General features: G+C 61.3%; 24 protein-coding genes and 2 pseudogenes. 14 read left to right on the top strand and 12 right to left on the bottom strand.

The features are described from left to right. Nucleotides 1–47: 47 nt before the first annotated feature. A complete protein-coding gene (locus L0U81_RS33385; RefSeq protein ID WP_233810527.1) occupies nt 48–842 on the bottom strand; it encodes a crotonase/enoyl-CoA hydratase family protein in 795 nt (264 codons plus the stop codon). A 219-nt stretch (nt 843–1,061) separates the two neighbouring features. On the opposite strand from L0U81_RS33385, the gene L0U81_RS33380 reads away from it, so the two are divergent. From L0U81_RS33380 to L0U81_RS33360, 5 genes are all read left to right on the top strand, one after another. Further along, on the top strand, nt 1,062–1,838 hold the full coding sequence (locus L0U81_RS33380; RefSeq protein WP_233810581.1) for an enoyl-CoA hydratase: 777 nt from the start codon (nt 1,062–1,064) through the stop codon (nt 1,836–1,838). A 108-nt stretch (nt 1,839–1,946) separates the two neighbouring features. Continuing rightward, nucleotides 1,947–2,933 carry an NAD(P)H-dependent flavin oxidoreductase gene (locus L0U81_RS33375; protein ID WP_233810525.1) on the top strand — a complete coding sequence of 329 codons (987 nt, stop codon included), beginning with the start codon at nt 1,947–1,949 and terminating at the stop codon, nt 2,931–2,933. Next, complete coding sequence (locus tag L0U81_RS33370) at nt 2,930–4,117, top strand: CaiB/BaiF CoA transferase family protein (RefSeq protein WP_233810523.1); 1,188 nt, start codon at nt 2,930–2,932, stop codon at nt 4,115–4,117. The genes L0U81_RS33375 and L0U81_RS33370 overlap by 4 nt, the downstream gene beginning before the upstream one ends. A 13-nt stretch (nt 4,118–4,130) precedes the next feature. After that, complete coding sequence (locus tag L0U81_RS33365; protein ID WP_233810579.1) at nt 4,131–5,423, top strand: acetyl-CoA hydrolase/transferase family protein; 1,293 nt, start codon at nt 4,131–4,133, stop codon at nt 5,421–5,423. 50 nt (nt 5,424–5,473) lie between these two features. Further along, nucleotides 5,474–6,670: an acetyl-CoA C-acetyltransferase gene (locus L0U81_RS33360; protein WP_233810521.1), complete on the top strand. Its 1,197-nt coding sequence runs from the start codon at nt 5,474–5,476 to the stop codon at nt 6,668–6,670. 61 nt (nt 6,671–6,731) lie between these two features. Here L0U81_RS33360 and L0U81_RS33355 read toward each other — a convergent pair whose 3' ends face one another. Then, the gene (locus tag L0U81_RS33355) at nt 6,732–6,902 is read right to left on the bottom strand and encodes a rubredoxin (protein WP_233810519.1); all 171 of its coding nucleotides are present in this window, start codon (nt 6,900–6,902) and stop codon (nt 6,732–6,734) included. Nucleotides 6,903–6,934: 32 nt separating this feature from the next. Continuing rightward, nucleotides 6,935–8,137, bottom strand: coding sequence for a cytochrome P450 (locus L0U81_RS33350; protein ID WP_233810517.1), 1,203 nt, complete (start codon nt 8,135–8,137; stop codon nt 6,935–6,937). A 153-nt stretch (nt 8,138–8,290) separates the two neighbouring features. On the opposite strand from L0U81_RS33350, the gene L0U81_RS33345 reads away from it, so the two are divergent. After that, nucleotides 8,291–9,196, top strand: a complete 906-nt coding sequence (locus tag L0U81_RS33345; RefSeq protein WP_233810515.1) for an SDR family NAD(P)-dependent oxidoreductase — start codon at nt 8,291–8,293, stop codon at nt 9,194–9,196. Nucleotides 9,197–9,271: 75 nt separating this feature from the next. Here L0U81_RS33345 and L0U81_RS33340 read toward each other — a convergent pair whose 3' ends face one another. The 6 genes from L0U81_RS33340 to L0U81_RS33315 all read right to left on the bottom strand — a co-directional run bounded on the left by L0U81_RS33340 (nt 9,272) and on the right by L0U81_RS33315 (nt 15,934). Then, nucleotides 9,272–10,093 carry an HpcH/HpaI aldolase/citrate lyase family protein gene (locus L0U81_RS33340; protein ID WP_233810513.1) on the bottom strand — a complete coding sequence of 274 codons (822 nt, stop codon included), beginning with the start codon at nt 10,091–10,093 and terminating at the stop codon, nt 9,272–9,274. 49 nt (nt 10,094–10,142) lie between these two features. After that, complete coding sequence (locus L0U81_RS33335; protein WP_233810511.1) at nt 10,143–11,000, bottom strand: FAS1-like dehydratase domain-containing protein; 858 nt, start codon at nt 10,998–11,000, stop codon at nt 10,143–10,145. Between the two features lie 8 nt (nt 11,001–11,008). Then, nucleotides 11,009–12,175 (bottom strand): serine hydrolase domain-containing protein, encoded by a 1,167-nt coding sequence (locus L0U81_RS33330; protein ID WP_233810509.1) that lies wholly within the window; start codon nt 12,173–12,175, stop codon nt 11,009–11,011. A 38-nt stretch (nt 12,176–12,213) separates the two neighbouring features. Beyond that, the gene (locus L0U81_RS33325; protein ID WP_233810507.1) at nt 12,214–12,984 is read right to left on the bottom strand and encodes an enoyl-CoA hydratase/isomerase family protein; all 771 of its coding nucleotides are present in this window, start codon (nt 12,982–12,984) and stop codon (nt 12,214–12,216) included. Further along, entirely contained in the window at nt 12,981–14,582 is a 1,602-nt protein-coding gene (locus L0U81_RS33320) for a GMC family oxidoreductase (protein ID WP_233810505.1), read from the bottom strand. Before L0U81_RS33320 ends, L0U81_RS33325 begins: the two co-directional genes overlap by 4 nt. 107 nt (nt 14,583–14,689) lie before the next feature. Continuing rightward, nucleotides 14,690–15,934 (bottom strand): cytochrome P450, encoded by a 1,245-nt coding sequence (locus tag L0U81_RS33315; RefSeq protein ID WP_233810503.1) that lies wholly within the window; start codon nt 15,932–15,934, stop codon nt 14,690–14,692. Nucleotides 15,935–16,098: 164 nt separating this feature from the next. Between L0U81_RS33315 and L0U81_RS33775 the strand changes: the two are divergent. From L0U81_RS33775 to L0U81_RS33765, 6 genes and pseudogenes are all read left to right on the top strand, one after another. Then, nucleotides 16,099–16,266 (top strand): annotated as a pseudogene (locus L0U81_RS33775) (TetR/AcrR family transcriptional regulator); the annotation flags it as partial. A 3-nt stretch (nt 16,267–16,269) separates the two neighbouring features. Continuing rightward, nucleotides 16,270–16,827, top strand: coding sequence for a TetR/AcrR family transcriptional regulator (locus L0U81_RS33305; RefSeq protein ID WP_233810577.1), 558 nt, complete (start codon nt 16,270–16,272; stop codon nt 16,825–16,827). 100 nt (nt 16,828–16,927) lie between these two features. Beyond that, on the top strand, nt 16,928–18,190 hold the full coding sequence (locus tag L0U81_RS33300; RefSeq protein ID WP_233810501.1) for an NAD(P)/FAD-dependent oxidoreductase: 1,263 nt from the start codon (nt 16,928–16,930) through the stop codon (nt 18,188–18,190). Nucleotides 18,191–18,211: 21 nt separating this feature from the next. Then, a complete protein-coding gene (locus tag L0U81_RS33295; RefSeq protein WP_233810499.1) occupies nt 18,212–18,532 on the top strand; it encodes a 2Fe-2S iron-sulfur cluster-binding protein in 321 nt (106 codons plus the stop codon). Nucleotides 18,533–18,537: 5 nt separating this feature from the next. Further along, nucleotides 18,538–19,098 (top strand): SDR family NAD(P)-dependent oxidoreductase, encoded by a 561-nt coding sequence (locus L0U81_RS33770; RefSeq protein ID WP_233810497.1) that lies wholly within the window; start codon nt 18,538–18,540, stop codon nt 19,096–19,098. Continuing rightward, complete coding sequence (locus L0U81_RS33765; protein WP_326489895.1) at nt 19,020–19,313, top strand: SDR family oxidoreductase; 294 nt, start codon at nt 19,020–19,022, stop codon at nt 19,311–19,313. Before L0U81_RS33770 ends, L0U81_RS33765 begins: the two co-directional genes overlap by 79 nt. A gap of 177 nt (nt 19,314–19,490) precedes the next feature. Here L0U81_RS33765 and L0U81_RS33280 read toward each other — a convergent pair whose 3' ends face one another. Next, on the bottom strand, nt 19,491–20,384 hold the full coding sequence (locus L0U81_RS33280; RefSeq protein ID WP_233810495.1) for an AraC family transcriptional regulator: 894 nt from the start codon (nt 20,382–20,384) through the stop codon (nt 19,491–19,493). A 134-nt stretch (nt 20,385–20,518) separates the two neighbouring features. Here L0U81_RS33280 and L0U81_RS33275 point away from each other — a divergent pair, with 134 nt between their 5' ends. Continuing rightward, complete coding sequence (locus L0U81_RS33275; protein ID WP_233810493.1) at nt 20,519–21,481, top strand: aldo/keto reductase; 963 nt, start codon at nt 20,519–20,521, stop codon at nt 21,479–21,481. A gap of 130 nt (nt 21,482–21,611) precedes the next feature. Beyond that, nucleotides 21,612–21,791, top strand: a pseudogene (locus L0U81_RS33935) (Tn3 family transposase); the annotation flags it as partial. A gap of 107 nt (nt 21,792–21,898) precedes the next feature. Here the strand turns inward: L0U81_RS33935 and L0U81_RS33270 are convergent. Together L0U81_RS33270 and L0U81_RS33265 are read right to left on the bottom strand one after the other, a co-directional pair. Then, a complete protein-coding gene (locus L0U81_RS33270) occupies nt 21,899–22,477 on the bottom strand; it encodes a nuclear transport factor 2 family protein (protein ID WP_233810491.1) in 579 nt (192 codons plus the stop codon). Continuing rightward, the gene (locus L0U81_RS33265; RefSeq protein WP_233810489.1) at nt 22,474–23,298 is read right to left on the bottom strand and encodes an SDR family oxidoreductase; all 825 of its coding nucleotides are present in this window, start codon (nt 23,296–23,298) and stop codon (nt 22,474–22,476) included. The genes L0U81_RS33270 and L0U81_RS33265 overlap by 4 nt, the downstream gene beginning before the upstream one ends. Nucleotides 23,299–23,310: the final 12 nt, after the last annotated feature.

Genomic DNA, 23,310 nt, shown 5'->3' with positions numbered 1-23,310 from the left:
ACAAACTGTCCCCTTGAATTCACTCCGGTCGCGCCGGAAGCCATGCTTCAGCGTCCGACGAACTTCGCCGTGCGTTTTTCGATGAAGGACTGAACGCCTTCCTTAGCGTCGTCAGTGTTGTAGAGAAACTGCTGGGTCGACTGAATGGTCGCGTAAGCATCCTGCCAGCCTTGTCCCAGCGAAACCCGCGCGTTCTGCATCGTGGCCTGTACAGCTAGCGGTGCCTGCGCCGCGATCCGCTCTGCGATCGCGAGCGCCCGGTCGAACTCCTGCCCCGCAGGAACGACATCCTGCACGAAGTTCATGTGCCGCGCCTCGTCCGCGGTGAATTCGTCGCCTGTAAGTAGTACCTTCATCGCGTTGCCCCAACCGGCACGCTGGACCATGCGGAACGTCGCACCACAACCTGCCATGATTCCACGCTTAACTTCAAGCTGGGAGAAACGGCAGTTATCGGCCGCTACAGCCACTTCCGAAGCGAGCATCAATTCGACTGCGACCGTGAAGCAGATTCCCTTGAGGGCAATGACGACTGGCTTGGTGCGTAGCGGCGCGCGCAAGTTGAACGGATCGACCTCGCCTTCAGGAAGCAGCGGCTTACCTTCGCGGCGCAACGGTGCAATCTTTGGCATGTCGAGCCCTGCCGTAAAGTGATCGCCTTCGGCGTAGACCAGCCCGCAGAAAATATCGCTGCTCTTTTCGAGTTGCGTGTACGCCATGGCGAGCTCTCTGAACATCTTCGGAGTGAAACCGTTGCGTTTTTCCGGCCGGTCGATGCCCATCAGAAGCAGGTTCCCGCGCTGCTCAACGCGAATCTGTCCGTCTTCGTGACGAGTGGTCATGCAGTGTCTCCTCGCGGTGTTTTCCGTTAGCGAATCTGACCTCGCGCTCAATTGACAAAGCTGGGTCACACATTCAGAATCATAAACGTCGTTCACAAAATTGGCAACGTGCGGTACGCTTCAATGCACCCCGAACGGCGCACCGCGGCCCACAAACCACGGGCGAGCAGGCCCGGATGCGGGCTGAAGCGTTTCCCTTCATTCCCTCAAGGAAGAACAATGGCCTTCGAGACGATCATCGTCGAAACGCACGGAAAAACCGGTTTGATCAAGTTGAACCGTCCGCAAGCCTACAACGCTCTGAACAACCAGCTGATGGACGAGCTGACGGCGGCACTGGACGACCTTGAAGCCGATCCTGCTATCGGCGCCATCGTGATGACCGGTAGCGAAAAGGCTTTCGCCGCCGGAGCCGACATCAAGATGATGAACGAATGGACGTACATGGACGTCTACAAGAATCAGTTCATCACGTCGAACTGGGAACGCACCTCGCGTTGCCGCAAGCCGGTCGTCGCCGCAGTCGCGGGTCTCGCGTTGGGCGGAGGCTGCGAACTGGCCATGATGTGCGACTTCATTCTAGCCGCCGACAACGCTCGTTTCGCGCTGCCCGAGATCACGCTGGCGACCATTCCCGGCGCCGGCGGCACTCAGCGCCTCACGCGCGTGCTCGGCAAATCGAAGGCGATGGAAATGATCCTCACCGGCCGCAGGATGGACGCAGTCGAAGCCGAGCGATGTGGCCTCGTGAGCCGCATCATCCCTGTCGACATGCTCGTCGAGGAAGCGCTGAAAACGGCCGAAGAGATCGCGCGATACTCGCAACCTGTCGTGGCGATGGCAAAGGAGTGCGTCAACCGTGCCTATGAATCGAGCCTCACGGAAGGCATTCTGTTCGAGCGGCGCATGGCGTATTCGACCTTCGCTACTGAAGATCGAAAGGAAGGCATGGCAGCCTTCGCCGAAAAGCGCAAACCGCAGTTTCGCGATTGTTGATTTACTAAAGAGCGCCGCGCTCGTCGCGGCGAACCGAGCATGCCAGGTCACGCGCGTCAGGCGCATTTCTCTGGCACCCACACTTCCTATCCAGCTCACAGGCGCGCGATGAAACCGTATGTCAACCGCATTACTGAATTACTCGGCATTCAATATCCCATCATTCAAGGCGGCATGCGCTGGGTGGCGCGAGCCGAACTGGCGGCGGCCGTGGGCAACGCGGGAGGTCTCGGTTTCATCTCGGCGCACACCCATGCAAGCGCCGATGCACTTGCGCGCGAGATCGACAAGGTGCGTTCGCTCACGGACAAACCCTTTGGAGTCAACCTGACCGTTCTCGGCGCCAACGCCGGCCTCGACTATGACGCGTATGTGCGCACGATCGTGTCCCAAGGCGTCAAGGTTGTTGAGACAGCAGGCAGCAATCCGGCGAAATACATCGCCGAGTTCAAGGCGCACGGCGTCAAGGTCGTCCACAAGTGTGTCACGGTTCGCCACGCGGTGAAGGCGGAATCACTCGGCGCAGACGCCGTTAGCATAGACGGGTTCGAATGCGCGGGGCACCCTGGGGAAGACGATATCCCTGGACTGATCCTGATTCCCTCCGCCGCCGACAAGCTGAAGGTGCCGATCCTCGCGTCGGGTGGCTTCGCCGATGGTCGAGGACTGATGGCGGCTCTCGCGCTCGGCGCGGAAGGCATCAACATGGGCACGCGTTTCATGCTGACGCAGGAATCGCAGGTCCACCCCGCGATCAAGCAACGGCTGCTGGAAGCGACCGAGCGCGATACCGTGCTCGTTGGCCGCTCGATCGGCGATTCGAGCCGCGTGGTCAAGAACAGCGTGAGCCTCGCCGCGCTCGAACTCGAGCGGGGCGGCAACGTGACGCCCGCCGACCTCTACGCGCTGACCGGAGCGAAGCGCTGGATGGATGCGTTCGTCACGGGAGAAGTCGAAGGCGGCGCCTTCCCCGCCGGTATCGTGACCGGACTCATTCACGACCTGCCGACGTGTGAGGAATTGATCGGCCGCATCGTGAAGGAAGCCGCCGCGATTGCGCAGCGCCACCTCGGCTTCAGCGCTGCTCTGGCATGAAACTGACCGGACTTCGCGTCGTGGACCTGTCGCAGTTCATGCCGGGTCCGTTTCTCGCCGCCAATCTCGCCGAGCACGGGGCGGAAGTCATCAAGATCGAACCGGTTACCGGCGACCCCACCCGCGGCGCACCCGGCACGGATGGCGCATTCTTCGCGGCAATCAACCGCGGCAAGCGCAGCATCGCGGTCGACCTGAAGCGTCCGGACGGACGTGAGGTCGCGCTAAAGCTGATAAACGAGGCCGACGTCGTCATCGAATCATCGAGGCCGGGCGTGGCTGCTCGCCTTGGCATCGACTACGATACGGTAAGCCGCACGAACCCCAAAGTCGTTTATTGCGCGATTACCGCATTCGGCCAGACCGGCCCGCTCTCCCAATTGCCCGCACACGATCCGGTAGTTCAATCGCTTGCAGGTACACTGCCGCGCGATGATCGGGGAATGCCAATTACCACGGGTCCGTCCCTCGCTGCGCTGGCCGGTTCATTGACCGCGTTGTCCGCCGTGTTGATGGCGCTCCTGCGCGCGCGGGAAACGGGGCGCGGCGACTACATCGACGTGTCGCTCTTCGATGCGGCGCTCACGGCGCAGCCATACCTGAGCGGCCGTTTGCTCAACGCGCCGGACGGGCAATCGTCAGAAACAAGCGACGTTGACAGCGGACTCGCGCTGCTCAGCACCTATGAGACCGCTGATTCGAAATGGCTTTGCCTCGGCGGCCGGGAATATAGCTTTGCCAGCAACCTCCTTACGCCGCTCGGACGTCCTGACCTCATCGCCGACGCGACCGGCCCGGCCGGTGAAGGTCAATTGCGCGTGCGGTCATTCCTGACCCAAACATTCCTGGCGCGCACGGTCGATGAATGGCTCGATTGGTTCGAAGGTCGAAACATCAGCGTCGCGCCGGTGCTCTCGGTCGCCGAAGCGCTTGATCATCCCCACGCCCATGAGCGAGGAATGATCCAGGCCGATCCGTCCGGGCGCGCCCACGTTGCGAGTCCGATTCACTTCCGCATGGAGCCCGCGTCGCCACCGCTCGCTGTTCCAGGACTGAGCGAGCACGCGGAATTCGTGCTGCGCGGCATCGGCTACAGCGAGGATCGGATCGCGGAACTCGTCGCCTCAGGCGCCGTGCGGCGACAGCACATCGAAACCCCTGCCTTTGCGCAAACCACGATTTGACGCAAACAAGATCATGCCCTTACTGCTAGAGGCGGACGCCATCGACTTTGCGTCCTTCATCCGTCCCGGCGATACCGTCGCATGGGGCCAATCGAACGCAGAACCCCTTGCGCTCACGCGAAAGCTGGTTGAGCAGCGGCACAGCATCGGCGCGTTCCGGGTCTTTCTCGGCGCCAGCAGCTACGACACGTGCCGCCCCGAGCACGCCGACTGCATCGATTTCGTTTCCTACTGCGGCACCGGATCAAACCGAGCCCTGGCCAAGGCTAGCGTGCTTGATATCCTTCCGTGCCATTATTCGCAGTTCCCAGAGATGATGGAGTCGGGTCAGCTTTTGATCGACGTCCTTCTGCTGCAGTTGGCTCCGCCCGATTCGCAAGGCCGTTATAGCTTGTCCGTCGCGCATGAGTATCTGATCCCTGCGCTCGAGCGCGCGCGAGTCATCGTTGCGGAAGTCAACGAACAGGCACCCTGGACTTACGGCGAGCGATATCTTCACGACGACGACATCGACTTCATTCTCCCGACGTCACGCACCCTGCCCGAGAGTTCGCCCAGCGCAGCAAGCGCGACGGATCTGGCAATTGCGCGGTACACGGCGAGTTTGATCGAAGACGGCGCCACCATTCAACTCGGCCTCGGCGCGATTCCCGAAGCGATCCTTGCTAGCCTCGGCGATCGGCGAGACCTCGGCATTCATTCCGGCACGATCGGGGACAAAGTCGCCGATCTCATGGAAAGCGGCGTGATCAATAATGCGCGCAAGCCCATCGACACACGCAAGACCATTGCGGGTGTGATGATGGGCGGCCGTCGCATTCACGAGTTCGCGCATCGCAACGACGCCATCGAGTTTCGTTCGACCCGCTACACCCACGACGCGAACGTGCTCGCGAGCATCGACCGCTTCGTCGCCATCAACTCGGCCGTTGAAGTCGATCTGAGCGGACAGATCAACGCCGAGATTGCCGGCGGCGTGTATGTGGGCGCGGTCGGTGGCGCACTGGATTTCCTGCGCGGCGCGCGGCGCTCCCGTGGGGGCGTTCCCGTCATCGCATTGCCGTCAACAGCGGGCAAGGGCGCCACCCGCATCGTCGCGTCGTTGAACGGACCAGTCAGCACCCCACGCAGCGACGCCGCCATCGTGGTAACCGAATACGGCGTAGCCGATCTGCGCGGACTGACGCTACGTCAACGGCGCGATCGCATGCTGGCAATCGCCCATCCGGATCATCGCGGCGCCCTCGATCGGATGGCGGGCGTCCCACGTTCGAATGGCTCTGCAAGCGCGACGCTCATTGCCTGATTGCAACCGCGCCGAAATCAGAACTTTGAAACCCTGCAAGGAAATGCCCCATGAAACGCGCAGCGATTGTCTCCCCTGTAAGAACGCCCGTCGGCACCTTTGGTGGTAGCCTGCGCGGCGTTTGCGTCGAAGAGCTCGGTGCACTCGTCGCGAACGAAACAATCCGGCGAGCGGGGCTCGACCCCGCGCGCATCGACGACGTCGTCTTCGCACAATCGTATGCGAACAGCGAAACGCCATGCGTGGGCCGCTGGATCGCGCTGCAGGCGGGCCTGCCCGTCGAAGTGCCTGGCATGCAACTCGACCGCCGCTGCGGCGGCGGCCTGCAGGCCCTCGTCACCGCCGCGATGATGGTGCAGACCGGCGCAGCCGACGTGGTTCTGGCGGGCGGCGTGGAGAGCATGAGCAATATCGAGTACTACAGCACGGACATGCGCTGGGGAGCCCGCTCGGGCTCCGTCCAGTTTCACGACCGGCTCGCGCGCGGCCGTGAGCGCTCGCAGCCGGAATCGCGCTTCGGTTACATCTCCGGCATGATCGAGACCGCGGAAAATCTCGCTACCGACTATGGCATCACCCGCGAGGCCGCCGACGAGTTCGCGCTGCGCAGCCATCAACGCGCGGCGGCGGCGTGGGAGTCGGGTCATATGGCCGAAGAGATCGTTGCGGTCAGTGTTCCTCAGAAAAAGGGCGAGCCACTCCTGTTTGCCAAAGATGAAGGATTCCGCGCCGACGCCAGCATGGAAAGCCTCAGCAAGCTTCGCTCGCTAATGCCCGGCGGCACGGTCACCGCTGGCAATTCCAGTCAGCAGAACGACGCCGCCGCCGCTTGCCTCGTGGTTGCGGAAGACCGTCTCGAAGCGCTCGGACTCGAACCCATTGCCTGGCTCACCGGGTGGGCCGCAGCGGGCTGCGAGCCGTCACGTATGGGCATCGGCCCGGTGCCGGCGGTTCGAAAGCTACTCGCCCGCACCGGTCTCACGCTCGATCAGATGGATCTCGTGGAGGTGAACGAAGCGTTCGCATGTCAGGTACTGGCAGTTCTCAAAGGCTGGAACTGGCACGATATCGACCGGCTCAACGTGAACGGCTCTGGCATATCGCTCGGCCACCCGATTGGCGCAACCGGCGTGCGGATCATGACCACACTCTTGCACGAACTGACGCGTCGAAAGGGGCGCTATGCGCTCGAGACCATGTGCATCGGCGGTGGCCAAGGCATTGCGGCGGTATTCGAGCGCGCCTGAGTCAAGGTTGTGAAGCGCACGGCCTTGCGCCGTGCGCGTGTCCGAGCGCTCAGGCCTCGACTTAGGCCTCGACCTCGACCATCACGAAATCGGCCTTGGTCGCGCCACATTCGGGGCATGCCCAGTCATCCGGGATGTCTTCCCAACGAGTGCCTGGCGCGATGCCCTCGGTCGGAAGTCCCGCTGCTTCGTCGTAGTAAAACCCGCAAAAAATACATTGCCACTTTTTCATGATCGTCGATGAGTCGTTGAGATTGGGAGATTTCAGGGCGCTACGTCCCAGACGAGCGGAAGATAGAGCATGCCGTTGACGGAACCCGATCCGCATCGCGGTTTGTCGCCCTCGCGGATGCGGAAGTCGGGAATGCGCTTGAGCCATTCCTGCAGGAACACCTTGATCTCCGTGCGCGCGAGGAATGAGCCGGGGCAGCGATGAGGGCCATTGCCGAACGCTGCGTGAATGACCGGCTTGCGCGTCAGGTCAACGGCAAGCGGATTGCTAAACTTGCGGTCGTCGAGACCGAAAAGGGAGTTCGGAAGCTGGATCTGCTCCCCCTTCTTGAACTGGATGCCCTTGTATTCCATGTCCTGCGTGATCAGCCGCGCCGTATTTGCCACGCCGAACCGGCGGATCAGCTCGTCGACCGATGAAACCATCAGCTCCGGATTCTCGATGAGCTGTCGCCGGTGCGCTGGGTTCTCGGCGAGAAAGCGCGCGATGAAACCCATCATCGATGCGACGGTATCGAGGCCGCCGAACAACACGACGATAAACATCCCGAACATGCGCTCGGGGTTGATCGGCTTGCCGTCGATCTGCGCGTTGGCGATAAGGCTCACGAGATCACCGCCCGCCTCTGCCCTGCGCTTTTCCACCCAGCCGGAGATATAGCCAATCAGCCGGTGCTGAGATTCGTTACGCTGCTCAAAGTTGCCGCGCACGGCCCATTCCGCCCATTCGAGCAATTGCTCACGATCACTCAGCGGAAGATCGGCCAGGCGCAGAAAAATCACGATCGGCAGGATCTTCGAGAACTCGGAAACAAACTCGCATTCGCCTCGCGAAGCGAGTTTCTCGATCAGCTCAATTGCGAGGCTGCGCACGTCGTTCTCCAGCGACGCGATTGCCTGCGGCAGGAAAGCAGGCGTGATCAGGTTGCGGTATGCGCCGTGCTCGGGCGGGTCGAGTTCGAGCGGCACGAGCTGCGTTTCGTTGAGCGGCGGGATGTTGACACTGCGATGCGAAAAGCGGGCATGGTCCTTCTGCATCGCCTCGATGTCTTCTCCCCGGGTGGCGATCCAGTGGCCGCCATGGTACGGAGACCAGACGATATCAGGCCCGGTATGTAGCGTCTTCCACGCCAGATGGACGTCGTCTTCTGCGCCTGGCGGAGTCATATAGTCGAAATCGACCACGAGTTCTCGCGGAACATGGTCCGGCAAGGTCCAGCCTTTGGTATCGTTCATCTCGCATCTCCTTTCATGTCGTTGTCGTCGAATAGATGACTTGCCACCCTTTTTGCCAATACCTCACGTTCATATTATGCAACGCCGTTCAGTTTTGCTATTATACCGAGGCGAGCTTTTCTACATCAACGCCTGTATTGAAGGGAGACAAGAGTGAGCGATTTCGTCAAGGACAAGGTGGTAGTGGTAACAGGTGCGGGTGCGGGGATTGGGCGCGATTTCGCGTTGCAATTCGCGGCGAACGGCGCCAAGGTCGTCGTCAATGACCTCGGTCGCAACGCCGAAACCGGCGAATTCGCCGCAGCCCGTGTCGTCGCGGAAATCAAGGAAGCGGGCGGTCAAGCGGTTGCCTCGACGGACAGCGTCGCCGAATGGGATTCCGCGCAGAAGATCGTGCAGGCTGCTCTGGACACGTTCGGCCGCATTGACTGTGTGGTCAACAACGCCGGCATCGTCCGTGACCGCATGTTCTTCAACATGAGCCTCGAGGAGTGGAAGGCCGTCGTCGACGTCCACCTGAACGGGTCGTTTTTTGTGGCACGTGCGGCGGCTCCGCATTTCAAGGCGCAAAACGGCGGCAGCTTCGTTCATATGACCTCCACGTCGGGTTTGATCGGCAACATCGGACAGGCCAATTACTCCGCCGCCAAGATGGGTATCGTCGGTCTGTCGAAGTCGATTGCCCTCGACATGGCGAAATTCAACGTGCGCTCGAACTGCATTGCACCGTGGGCATGGACCGCGATGACCGCTTCGATCCCCTCGGAAACGCCTGAGCAGAAAGCGCGGGTCGAGGTTCTCAAGCGCATGGAATCGCGCAAGGTCGCGCCGCTCGCGGTCTATCTCGCCTCCGACCAGGCCGGAAAGGTGTCGGGCCAGATCTTCGGCGTGCGCGCCAACGAAATCTATTTCTTCAACCAGATCCGCATGATCCGCTCGCTGCATCGCGACGGCGGCTGGACACCCGAAGCAATTGCCGAGCAGGTCATGCCGGCATTCGAAGCGAGTTTCTTCCCGAACGTGCCCTCCATGGCGCTCACTCCATGGGATCCGGTATAACCGAAATCGGACCACGCCGGCGCCACCTCGTGCAGTGGTGGCGCCGGCGGTGCGGCGACTATCTCGCCGCATCTCTCACCCTTCTACGGCACCGCGTACGTTTTCGAACAAGCTGACGATGCGTCTTGCCTTGACCAATACCGGCAAGTCCACCATGCGCCCATCCACGGACACTACCCCGCCTTCTGCCTTCTCATACGCTTCGACAATCCGCCGCGCGTTGGCAATTTCATCCGCGCTCGGGGTGAACGCAGCATTGACCGCTTTAACCTGACGCGGATGAATGCACAGCTTGCCGCCGAAACCCAGCGATCGCGCCTTTGATGAGTCCTCCGCGACTTGCCGTTCGTCGTCGATCGACACGGTGATGCCATCCACTGGAGACTGAATTCCAGCGACACGCGAGGCCAGCACGATGCGCGAACGCGCGTGCAGCAACGCGTCCCTGGAACCGTCACAATCCAGATCGAGCTCAAAGTCGACCGAGCCGAATATGAGCCGCTCGACGCCGGACATGCGCGCCACGTCCAATGCATTCCAGACGCCCTGAGCCGATTCGATGATCGGCCATATTGACTTCGTCGTTACTGCGGCGACGGATGTCAACGCGGCCGGATTCTCAGCCTTGGGCAACACGACGCCATCGATACCATCTAACGCTGCCAGTGACAGGTCCTCCTCGAACCACTGTGTGGCAGCGCCATTGATGCGCAACAGTACGCGAACTGGCGATGCCGAAAATGTTCTCGCCGCATCGGCAACATGTGCACGCGCCGACGCTTTGTCCGCGTCCGCCACAGCGTCCTCGAGGTCCACGATCACCGCATCGGCGCCTGCCGCGAGCGCCTTCACGAATCGTTCGGGCTTGCTTCCCGGCACAAAAAGAAACGAACGCATAAATCTCCACTTGAGAGTCCGGTCCACGTCAGCGGACCGGTTTCAACGATCAGGCCAGAACAGCCGAAGCGTCCATACGCAACGATCCGTCGCTACCGGCGATCCACAAACTTACCTTGCTCGGGTCCGATTGGTCTCGCTTTCCGCAGACATAGAAAGGCGACGTGTCCAGCACCGGTTTGATCGCGCGAAACGAAAAAGCGCCCACTTTCGCACCCGGCAATTCGGATCGCACTGATTCCAGCAGTAATGTGGCGAGCAGCGGGCCATGCACGACGAGTCCTTCGTACTCCTCTTCGCCGGTCGCGTAGGGCCGATCGTAGTGAATGCGATGGCCGTTCAACGTCAGTGCCGAATAGCGAAACAGGAGCACGGGATCGGGATTGATCTCGCGGGCCCATTGGCCGCCAGCGGGCGCGGCCAGTGAATCTGCCACCTTCTCACTCGCGGCCGGATGATCGCGATACACGATATCCTGGCGTTCGACGATCGCGAGGCCATTGGCGTCGCTGACCTCGTGCTTCACCTTGACGAACACCAGATCGCCGGTACGCCCCTGCTTGTGCGTAACGCTTTCGATCGAAGAAAGCCGGGTGACCGCGTTGCCCGCTTTCAGCGGGCGTACAAACTCGAGTTGACCGCCTGCCCACATGCGGCGCGGTAAGTCGACAGGCGGCAGGAAGCCACCGCGCTTAGGATGACCGTCCGTCCCGACCACCGACTGACGATGAACCGGCAAAAAATAAAGCCAGTGCCACAATGGCGGCAAGTCAATGCCGGGAGTGGGAGGGGGGTCACTGCGGTCAAGCATGGCACCGAGCGCCGCCATCGGCGTGAACGTGATCTGGTCACGAACTTCCTCGGTGTGCCCGGTCCATTGCTGCAAATAAGCGATATCCATGACCATGGCGTCTATCACTCAAGATCCAGTGCGTCGCGAATCGCCACCGCGATCGGAAGCAGCGGATCCTCCTCTGGCGTGGTCGGGTTGAACAGCTTGTTATGGCAGATGGCGACGGCTAGTCCAGTATCGGGGTCCGCCCAACCGATCGAGTTGCCCTGCCCCGGATGGCACAAGGCGCGCGGCGAACGTACCGCGGTCACCGGTGGATGATCCCCGCCAAACCAGAAGCCACCGATGGTGATCGGAATCGGAAAGCCAAACATCACCGGATCGGGTTCTTCGCTGTTGGCACGCGGCGTGTTCAGCGTGGCGACGAGTTCCTTCGAGAGTATCCTCACGCCGTCCAATTCGCCGCCGCATGCAAGCATCGCCCAGAAGCGCGCTTCACTCCGCGCATTGAAGATCCCTCCGACGCCCGCAACTTCCGCGCGCCGAACGTCGGGGCGCTCGAACACTTGCGGCGTCAATGCGACCTGTTGCGGCATCGAACGCAGGAACAGCGCTGGCAGGTATTCGGCAGGGACCGGCACCATCGCATCAGTGAGTCGCGCGATGCGCGATTCGACTTCCTCAGGGATGCCAATCCATAGATCGTTGATGCCGAGCGGCATCGCGATCTCCTCCCTGACAAAACGGCCCAGCGAGCGCTTCTTCGGATCGGCGCGTCGCACCAGTTCGCCAACGATCCAGCCGAACGTCATCGACAGGTAAAGCGTCTTCGTGCCTGGTTCGGCAAGCGGCTCCAGGTTCGCGATCGCGCGCGTCATCCACTGCCAGTCACACATCAGTTCCGGCGTCACGCCATCGGGCATCTGCGGCACACAAGCACGGTGAGTCAGCACATCGCGTACCGTCGTTTTATCCTTGCCGTGTGCGCCGTACTCCGGCCAGTAGCGCGTTACCGGCGCGTCGTATTCGATCAGCCCGCGGTCTGCCAGGATGTGCAACGCGGTTGCGGCAACGGCTTTTGTCACCGAATAGACATTGAAGAGCGTGTCGCCGTCGACACGGCGCCCAGTGAATTGGTCCGCCAAGCCGCTCCATGCGTCGATCACGAGCTTGCCGTTCAGATAAGCCGCCACCTGCACGCCGATCTCGCCGCCTTCCCGCGTGGCGCGGTCGAGCGCCCGCTGAACGACAGCGTTGCGTTGCGTTGATGCTTGCACTGCCAAGGTCATATCATGTCTCCCATTCGTGAACATGTCGCGTTGACGGGTTACGTCTTCCCGGACTGCGCGGTGATACCGGCAAGCCCTTCGAGCGCGAGCCCGTAGCCCAGTTCGTCGACCATGCGGCGCTTGAATGGCTGCGTAAACACCGCGCGCGTTAGTCGCAGCGTTTCAATCGGCTTCGCCGCCAGGTCGCGAGCCATCTGCCAAGCGCGCTCGAGGATCTGTTCGTGTGCGACGACTTCGCCGACGACACCAAGCTCCCACGCGCGTTTCGCCGTGAAGCTCTCGCCGGTCAGCAGGAAGTGGCGAGCGCGGTTGTGGCCAATCAGCATCGGCCAGATGATCTGCACACCGTCCGCTGGCACGACGCCGTGAACAAAGTGTGCCTGGTCTGAGATTTCCACGTGACTGGAGGCGATCACAATGTCCGATAGTACGAGCAACTCGGCATGTATATGCGCCGCCCCGTTGATCGCGCCGATAACGGGAACCGGAATATCCAGCAGTTGCATGAGCAGGTCCTGTCCCTCGCGCTGCAAGCGCGGCCAGATTTGCGCAAGCGGTGCCGTTGGCAGCTCGGCGTAATTCATGGCGTCGCAGAATGAATCTCCAGTACCGGTCAGGATGACCACGCGATTGTCCAGGTCATGCGCGATCTGGTAGAACGCCTCGCCTAGCTGACTGTGAATACTGCCTTCGAGCGCGCCCCACCTGAGCGGGCCGCCATCCGTATGCAGGCGCACCTGGAGTACACCATCGCATCGCTCGAGTTCGATATTGGCAAAGTGCCCGCGGTAGTCTTCGAGGCGGCTCATCGCGTGTCCTCCAGCATCAGGCCAGCGGCGCGCCATGCCATCGCCATCATCGGACCATTGGTGTTGCCGGAAATCATCGTGGGGGTGACGGAGAGATCCATCACGCGCAAGCCTTCCACGCCCCTCACGCGCAGCCGCGAATCAAGCACGGCAAGCGGGTCCGAGCCCATCTTGCAGGTGCCGCAGGCGTGATAGCCCGATTGTCCCTCCTGCCTGTAAAGATCGAGAATCTCATCATCGGTCTGAACGGCGGGGCCAGGGCGTGTCTCCCCCGCCAGCAGGCCCGCGAGCGGCTCGGCTGCCAGCACACTGCGCATGAGCCGGAATGCGTTGACGGCCATCTGCTGGTCGTACGGGTCCGCGAGGTAGTTCGCTACGACTTCAGGCGGTACCTGACGGTCGGCGGACTGGATCCTGACATGCCCCTCGCTGCGCGGACGCAGCGGATAGCTGAAGAGCTGCATGCCCGGGAACGTCTCGAAAGCATAACTGGCTGCGCCGAAATCCATCGAGTAAGGCGCCATCATCAATTGAACATCGGGACGCGTCGCATCGGGTGCGGTCTTGACGAAGCCGCCCACCTGGTACGAGCCGAGCGACATCACGCCACGGCGGAACAGAAAATATTGCATCGCGTTACGCCATAGACGGATGCCGCTGAACTGCCGGTTCTGCGAATCGCGCCAATGCTGCAAACGCGCCTGCACCATATACAGATAGTGCTCGCGCATGTTCCGTCCGACACCCGGACTCGCCGCCACGACGGGAATACCAAGTGACTGCAGATGGTCGGGATCGCCAACGCCCGAAAGCTGCAAAAGCCGCGGCGACTCGATCGCGCCCGCCGAGAGCACAACCTCGCGTCGCGCACGGTAAGCGATCGGCTGCCCCGCGCTTTCGCACTGCACGCCGACGGCGCGCGTGCCGTCGAACACAAGTCGCGTGGCTTGCGTGCCGGTGACGACGGTAAGGTTTTTGCGCGGCCTCGCAGGCTTCAGAAAGGCTTCGGCCGAGCTTTGCCGCTTGCCGTTGCGTATCGTATAGATCAGATAAGCCGCGCCCTCGTGATCGAGCCGGTTAATATCTTCCACGCGCCGAACGCCGAGCGACCTGCACGCCTCGAGCACAGCGTCCCCGATACGATTGCGCTGCGCGTATGGCGACACTTTCAGCGGGCCGCCCTCGCCTCGCAGCTCATCGGCGCCGAGCGCATGATCTTCGATTTGCCGGAAGCACGGTGCCAGGTTGTGCCAGCCCCACCCTTCAACACCCAGCTCAGCCCATCCGTCATAGTCTTCTGGATGACCTCGCATATACACCATGCCGTTGATGCTGCTGGAACCGCCGAGCATCTTGCCGCGAAGCCAGATCTCGTTGCGGTGTCCGTTCCCATCGTCGGGCTGCACGGGGATGAACCAGGCGTGAGCTGGATCGCCCAGTAGTTTTCCGAATCCCTTAGGCATTCGGATCAAAGGATTGCGGTCCTCGGGACCTGCTTCGATGAGCAAGACCGTATGGCGCCCGCCTTCCGAAAGACGATTGGCGAGCACGCAACCCGCCGCCCCCGCGCCAACCACGATAAAGTCAAACTCGGTCATCGATTCGTTCTCCACCGCCCATGCGTGCTAACCGGATCAACGTGTGCCTGAGCACTTGCGTTGTCGGCCGGCTTCCTGCGCAGCACGCGAGGCCGTCATTGTTAGAGTTAGCCGAAAACGACGGGAATCGCATGCGGGACGCGCATCATGATGCCGCTGATTTGTGGTGCGGGCGCGGCCGGATCGAGACGAAGATTGGGCAGGCGATCGAGAATCGCGTTGAGCGCGCGCGTCATTTCCACACGCGCGAGGTGCTGACCAATGCACACGTGGGGGCCAAAGGCAAACGCAAAATGCCGGTGAATCGGCTTGCGATAGATGTCGAATTTGTCCGGATCGGCGAATCGGCTGGGGTCGCGATTGGCGCTACCCGCCAACACGTCGAGAAATGCGCCTGCGGGAATCTCGACGCCACCGAGCGTGACATCACGAGTCGCCATGCGCGACTGCATCAGCACGGGGCCATCCCAACGCAAGGCCTCTTCAATCGCCTGCGCGACCAGCGTCCGATCCTGGCGAACCGCTTCGAGCTGTGCGGGATCGCGCAACAGCGCGAGCAGTAGCACACTGGTTGCGCGATAGGTGGTGTCCCCGCCCGCATTCACCAGTTGGCGCAGGAACGAAATGACCACCTCGTCAGGCAGCAATTCGCCATCGACTTCCGCGGTGGCGAGCGAGCTGACGAGATCGTCGGCGGGGTTGCTACGACGTTCCTCGATGAGTCGCGCGAAATAGGCACCCAGCTTGGTCGACGCTTCCACGCCGTGCGCCACGTCGATCGAAACCAGCGTCTGGGCGATCGCCAGCTTGTGGAAGACCTTCACGTCCTCCGGTGGCAATGCCAGTTGCCGATAGATGATGTTGAACGGATAGTGAAGCGTGAATTCGTTGACGAGATCCGCATGCCCCCGATCCACGAACTTCGACATCAGCTCGCTTACAACTGGATCGACCAATGTATCGCCCCATGCCGCCACCGTGTGCGGCAAAAAGGCCTTCTGGAAAATCCGGCGATAGCGCGGGTGCTCGGGTGCATCCATCGTCGAGATGCTACGACCAAAGCTGATGCCGATATTACGCTCGTAAGACCTGTTCGAAAACGTGGCCGGGTCGCCCAGCACCTGCGATACCTCGTCGTATCCGAAGACGCAGTAGTGCGCGACATCAGACATCGTCAGGTCCGCCGCTCCGCCCATCAGCACACGATAGTCGCCTTCCTGCACGGCACCGTTCTCGCGTAGCTCGGCAATGCGGGGATACGGATTGGCATCGGCGCCGTAGGCAAGCGAATCCTCAAAAAAGGGGTTGAACGCAGGATCGTCGAAGTCCTCAAGTCGCAGCGCGCCGGCCATGGTCGTGTCTCCATAAATCGTTCGTTTGAAGGCACTCCGGATCATCCCGCATCGTGCCGATATTTGAACTATGTTCTATTTTGCACGATTGTGCAAGAACGTTTTATCATTGACTGGAAGGGGCCGCGCTTTTCCAGTTCGTGCCCCGCCACGAAAGGGAAACCATGTCGTCCAGGAACACGCACGCGGCCAGCAATCCGGCAACCGCTTTCAAGGAGCCGCGCGTTTCAGCGCGCAGCACGACGCCCGAGCGCATTCTCGACACGGCCGAAAGGCTGTTCGCGATGCACGGTTACTTCGGCACGTCGATTCGCGACATCATGCAGAGCTGTGGTATGGAGATGAGCCTCGCGCGCTACCACTTTGGCAGCAAAGATGCCCTGTTCCAGCAAGCGATTGGCCGCCGCGCAACCTTGATAAGCCAGCAGGTGATCGAATCGCTGGAGATCGCGCTAGCTCCGCTGCATGGCAAGCGGCCCGATGTCGAAACCATCGTGACCGCGCTTTCCGCGCCCGCCTTTGCGCATCTGACAAGCGGCGACCCCGGGTGGCGTAACTATCTGCGCCTGCTGACCCAAATTGGCTGCCTTCTGGAGCGCCCCGACCTCACTGCGCCGTTTTACGACCAATACGCGCCTGCGGCCGCACGCTACCGGGACGCCTTCGTCAAAGCGCTTCCGCGCGTCACGCGGGACACCGTCGAACTTGTCCAGCATTTCGTCGAGTCCGTGTTTCATCTCGTGCTCAACGAGCTTTACGCGCAGGAAGCGCGCTCCGGAGCACGGGCACTCACGACAGCACATATCGAGCGCATGCGCACCTATCTGATTCGTTTCGCGGTTGGCGGCATCGAGGCGATGATCAGCTCCACGTCGGTTCAACCGGGTTCGTGAGCATTGACAGTGACAACGACGGTCGTTCACAATTTAGAACACTATTCGGAATAACTCTGGTCGCAGCGCGCCTGCGGCCGCGCGAAATGGAGTCAGCTTCATGACAGCTGGAGACGCAGAGAACACCGCATTGATCGTCGGAGCCGGTCACGCAGCGGGAGAGTGTGCGACCGCGATCCGCGAACAGGGGTGGACGGGGCGCATCGTGATGGTTGGAGAAGAACCGCATTTGCCCTACCAGCGGCCGCCGCTCTCCAAGGCATTCCTGTCGGGCGAATCGACTGCCGAGCAACTTTATTTGAAACCGCTGTCGACGTACGACAAGGCGCGTGTCGAGTTCATCCAGAATACGCGCGCGGAGCGCATCGACCGTACCGCGAAACGGGTCACGCTCTCCAACGGCAGAGAAATCAGCTACACGAAACTCGTACTGGCCACCGGAGGCCGTGCGCGGCGTCTCGCGTTGCCGGGTATCGAAACGATCGAGAAGCTCCAGAATTTTCACTACCTTCGCACGCTCGATCACGTCACGCGCATTCGAAACCAGTTTCATGCCGGCTCGCGCCTCGTCATCATCGGCGGAGGATATGTCGGGCTGGAGGTGGCCGCCGTGGCAGTGAAGCGCGGCTTGCACGTTACGGTGCTCGAAGCGTTGCCGCGCGTCCTCGCCCGCGTAACGGCTCCTGAGCTATCTACGTTCTACGAGAAAGTGCACCGCGAAGCCGGGGTCGACATCCGCACGAACGCCATCGTAACTGAGTTCGTGCTCGACCCATCCGGCGACGCCATTGCCGCCGTATGCTGCGCGGACGGCACGCGCGTCGCCGCGGATCTTGTCATAGTCGGCGTGGGATTGGAGCCTGCCACCGAACTCGCGCAAGCGGCCGGCCTTGCCGTCGACAACGGCATCGTCGTAGACGAACACACGCGCACGTCCGACCCGGATATTTTTGCGGCCGGGGATTGCACCAACCACCCCAACCCATCCCTCGGCCGCCGCCTGCGTCTCGAGTCCGTCCCCAACGCGCTGGAGCAGGCCCGCACCGCGGCTGCTTCATTGTGTGGCAAGGAGCGCGCCTACGACAGCGTGCCGTGGTTCTGGTCCGATCAATACGATCTGAAGCTCAAGATGGTCGGCTTGTCCCTCGGCTACGACCAATTCGTCCTGCGCGGCAATCCCGATACCCGCTCGTTTTCGGCGTTTTATCTCAAGGACGGCATCATGCTAGCAGCCGATACCGTCAGCCGCGCGCCCGACTTCATGCTGGCCAAGCGCTTCGTTGCCGAGAAAATTCCGCTCCGCGCGGCCGATCTCGCCGACGAATCGATCCCGTTGAAAAGTCTGCTTCCCCAGTCCAAATAATTTTTCAGAGGTCCAGAATCCATGCCGCTCATTCGATTCATCCAGCCGGACGGCAACGAAGCCGCCGTGAGCGCCAATGTTGGCGACTCGGTCATGCAAACGGCAGTGAATAATCAGATTCCAGGCATTCTCGGCGACTGCGGCGGCAGTTGCAGCTGCGCAACCTGTCATGCGTATGTCGACGAAGCCTGGAGCGGCCATGTGCCTGCGGCCGAACCCTATGAGGTCGACATGCTTACCTGCGCGATGGACGTGCGCGAAAACAGCCGTTTGACGTGCCAGATCTTCATGACGCCGGAATTGGACGGGCTGGTGGTGCGTCTGCCCGGCTCGGCGACCTAAGCATCATGAGCACGAAACCTTCCGGCACGACGCTGATCACGGGCGCCGCGTCAGGCATGGGTGCGGCGCTGGCCCGGCATTTGACAGCGCTTGGCGAACGGGTGATCGGGGTCGATCTCCGCGATGCGGAAGTTTGCGTAGACCTCTCTATTCCGGCGCAGCGCACGGCGTTCGCCGCGCGCGTGAGGCACCTCACGCCGTCGATCGACGCTGTGGTGGCCTGTGCGGGGGTGTCGCCGCCCGTGTCAGGCGACACGCTGGTGGCGGTGAATTACTTCGGCGTCACCGATCTGTTGCCACGTCTGTTGCCGATCCTTCATCGAGGAAAAGAACCACGGGTCGTGGTGATCTCATCACTCGCATCGCTTCATCCGGTCGATACCCGCCTTGTCGAGTTGTGCCTCGAAGGCAACGAATCCGCGGCACGCGAACAGGCTGGAAAGATCGGCGCACAAAGCTATGCATCATCGAAGCGCGCGCTGACGCAGTGGATACGGCGCACCGCGGCGCTGCCCGGCGGGCCGAGAAGGGCGTGTTACTCAATGGCGTGGCGCCGGGCGTCGTGAAGACGCCCATGGTCGCCCCGCTGCTAGAAACGGCCGAGGGACGCGAGGCGCTTGCCGCCGGTGTGCCCACCGCCGTGCACGACTACGCAACCGCCGAGCAGATCGTGCCGCTCCTTGCATTCCTCGCTAGTCCGGCCAATGGCTACATGGTGGGCCAAGTCCCGTTCGTCGACGGCGGGGCCGACGTGCTCCTGCGCGGCGAAGCGGCGCCATAACATAGCGTGCCGTCAATAAAGGGATTTTTTCGTACGCCAAGCGATCAGGATGTTCGTCGCGTGCGTCGCCGATCGGTGCTGAGCGGTCCTCCGGCATGACCTCAACATCATCAGGTTGCTCCTTACTCTTCCGCGAATTTCCGCGACATCGCGAGTTGTCACTGGCTGATCGATACTTTACTTTGCTGGAAAGTTATTAACAGGCAACACAAACTGCATCGCCGACGCATCCCTCCGAGGAGGCTCGCCGAAGAGCCGCTTGTACTCTCTGCTGAACTGAGAGGCGCTTTCATACCCGACCATAAAGCCGACCGATAACGCCGTGGCTCCTTCCGAAAGAATTTGACGACGTGCCTCGTGAAGCCGTACCTGCTTTTGATACTGCAATGGGCTTAGACCGGTGACTGCCTTGAACCTCCGATGGAACACCGACGGGCTCATGTTCGCGATATTTGCCATCGCTCCAATGCTCAACCGCTCGGCATAGTGCTCTCTTATCCACTTCATCGCACGGCGGATCCGCCATAGGCGGGAATCCGTTCCGGCGATTTGCCGAAGAATCGATCCCTGCGGCCCCATGAGGAGCCTGAACAAAACTTCCTCTTCGACGCGCGGAGCCATTACCTGCATCTCGTCAGGCCGATCCAGGAGTTCCACCATCCTTCGCCACGCGTCGAGCAGCAAGGGAGACGCCGGACTCACACTGAAACCCGGCGTGGTCGACGACTCCGGCATCCCTGCCATATCGACCAACAGGGCAGAGATCATCTCCGGGTCGAGGGACAGGTTCAGCGCCAAATACGGACAGTCGGAACTCGCACGGCTGATCTGTACCATCGCTGCAACTTCTGCGGCCACGACCAAGCAGTCTCCAGCCCCGTACTCCAGCGGCTTGTCGCCGATCACTGTCCTCTTCGCGCCTTGGAGGATAAGGCACACCACGGGATCGTAAATTGTCGCAAGGAGTTCAGTCGGGCGCGCGGACGAATATATCCGCAGACGCGGTAACGCCGTGTCGCAACGACCCGCGTGGGGCAAAACAGCGCAACGGAGATCAGCAATAGTTGTCATGTAGTCAGTTCACACCGTTTGCACGATAACGTCAATGGATTGGCAGGATTAGGCAATCTTTCGACAGCATCAGGCATCGCTACCCTTGCGCTGGTTTGCGATAGTAAGCCGCGAACAACAACCGGAGGTTGAAAATGCAGAAGCGCAAACTGGGCAAGAACGGCCCCGAAGTCTCGGCGATCGGGTATGGCGCCATGGGCATCAGCAGTTTCTACGGCACCAGCGACGAACGACACGGAATCGAAACAATCCGGCGAGCCTATGATCTCGGCGTGACGCTTTTCGACACGGCCGAACTCTACGCATGGGGAGAGAACGAAAAGGTGGTTGGCCGCGCGCTGAGGGATGTGCGCGACGATGTAGTCATCGCAACGAAGTTTGGATTCACCCGCAGCTACGGCACCGACAGCCGCCCGGAACATATCCGGGAAGTTACGGAAAACAGCTTGCGGCATCTCGGTGTCGATCACATTGACATTCTCTATCAGCATCGAGTCGATCCGAATGTGCCGATTGAAGATGTCGCGGGAACGGTTCGAGACCTCGTCATCGAGGGCAAAGTCAAGTACTTCGGGCTGAGCGAGGCTGGCCCGCAGACCATCCGCAAAGCGAACGCCATCCAACCCGTCACCGTTGTCCAGACTGAATACTCCATGTTCGAACGCAATGTCGAAACGATTCTGCCGACAGTTCGTGAACTTGGCATTGGATTCGTCGCCTATTCCCCGCTAGGTCGCGGGTTCTTGACGGGCGCAGTCAAGCCAGCCGCCGAATACGAAGAGACGGATATGCGTCGCGACGATCCCCGTTGGCAGCCAGGCAACTTTGAGGGGAACGTGGATGCGGTCCGTCAACTGATCAACCTCGCGGAAAGCAAAGGCGCGACGGTCGCCCAACTTGCGCTTGCGTGGTTGCTTGCTCAGGGCGACGACATCGTTCCTATTCCTGGAACCCGCCGCCAAGATCGCCTGATCGAGAATGTCGGCGCCCTCGATCTTGTTCTGAGCCAGGAAGACCTCGCGCGTGTTAAGGAGATTCTGCCACACGGTAGTTTCGGCGCACGTTACGCCGATACCGGCATGCCGCAGTGGGTTTGATTGCGTTCCGTGAGCCATATCAGTCCGCGACATCTATCTTGCTTGACGTCCTGGCGGCCGACGGGCGTTGCTGGAACCGACGACCGACTGATCGGCCACCTCGTCGTCCGATGGCCAGTGCTTCCGCGGACTAGCCGACAAAGATCCGTACGTCCCCGGTAAGCCGGGCGACTGGCCGGCGCTATCGTCGCTGATCGGCGGCTCGATCAGCAGGCAAACTGGTCGAACGGGAATTCGACGATATGGTTCGGTTCGCCTGGCCGCGTCGATCCAGCAAGGCACGGTGACCGCTTTACTAATCCTGCGCAAGACTACCGGCCGTTACGGGTTAGGAAATCGACCTGGACACCTAAGCATACGAAAAAATCCGTTTCCAAAGGGCCCCCGATCACGCCCGAGCCGAAGACGCCGTCGCGCTCACGGCACCTTCGTCAACGCGTCGATGGCGTGCTGATCGCTCGTACTCCAGAACACCGCCCACGTCGGAAATCCCTGCGGAAGGCGAGGTTGATACCGGTCGCCTTCATACTTGCCGGGCCAGTTCTGGAAGCGCGGCGCACCGGGGCGGGCGAGCCAGTCCGTCGAATACCAGTGCTGTTCCTCGCGACGCTCGAAGTACCACTGCCCGTCGCGCCGCACATAGTGATCGAAGTAGCGGATCGCCATCACCACCCACGCACCGTTGTCCTCGTGCTCCGCGCGACAATAGACGCTCCCCGTCGCATGGTCGGCATCGATAAAGTCGACTGCGTGGCCGCAGATCTGGTGAATGCTGCGGTAAAAGCTGCGCAGAATATGCTCGGACCCGTAGAACGTCTTCAGTGCCCCACGCCCCACGCCCCAACGGCCGCAATCGACGTCTTCCAGAAACAATTGCACGAGGCCGTCCAGATCGCGCGAATCGACCGCGAGCGCGTATCGCACCGGCAACTGTTGTATGGCGAGTTGCGCCTCGATGCGCTCGATCCGCGCGACCAGAGCGGAATCCGTCGTCATGCCTCCTCCTTCGCAGCGTTGGCCAAGGCGGCCGAGCGAGCGCGGATTTCGTCGGCATAATAAGGCTGATGCGAAAGAAGTCCGCCATCGACGTTGAACACCTGGCCGGTTACGAACGCCGCCTCATCCGAAGCGAGATACACCACCGCGTGAGCGATGTCTTCTGGCTGACCCAGGCGAGGCGTGAGATGGTGGCTCAGCATCATCTCCCCGATCTGCCCCGCGTAGTACGCCTGGGTCACCGGCGTGACGATCAGACCGGGAGCAATCGCGTTGCAGCGTATCCCCTCCTTGCCGTGCTGCGCGGCGATGTAGCGCGTCAGCGCCTCGATACCGGCCTTGCAGACGCCATAGGCGCTGTATCCCAGCGCGCCCGCCTGAGCGGCACCTGAAGAGGTATTGATGATCGAACCGCCGCCGCGCGCGCGCATGAGCGGGATAGCACGCCGTGAAGCCAGCATGGTGCCGCGAAGATTGATGCGCATCGTGTCGTCCCACACAGAGACGTCGACGGCCTCGACTGCCGCATCGACAGTACTGGAAAGCGAGGTAGCCGCGGCATTGTTGTGCAGGATATCGAGCCCGCCCCAAGTGTTGCGCGTCAGATCGAACAACGCATCGATCGACTTTTCGTCACCAATATCGACCTGGGCCGCGACCGCGTGGCCGCCCGATTCGTTGATGCGGCGAACCTGTTCCTGCGCGCCCGCGAAATTCAGGTCCGCCACGACAAGCAAGGCGCCCTCGTGCGCAAGCTTCACGGCACAGGCAGCGCCGATACCCGAGGCGGCCCCGGTCACGATTGCAATCTTCTTCTTCACGCGTTGCACGAT

The sequence above is a fragment of the Paraburkholderia sp. HP33-1 genome (assembly GCF_021390595.1).
GTDB lineage: Bacteria > Pseudomonadota > Gammaproteobacteria > Burkholderiales > Burkholderiaceae > Paraburkholderia.
The sequence above is the reverse complement of the archived record's forward strand: the minus strand, read 5'-3'. Positions and strand labels throughout refer to the sequence as shown.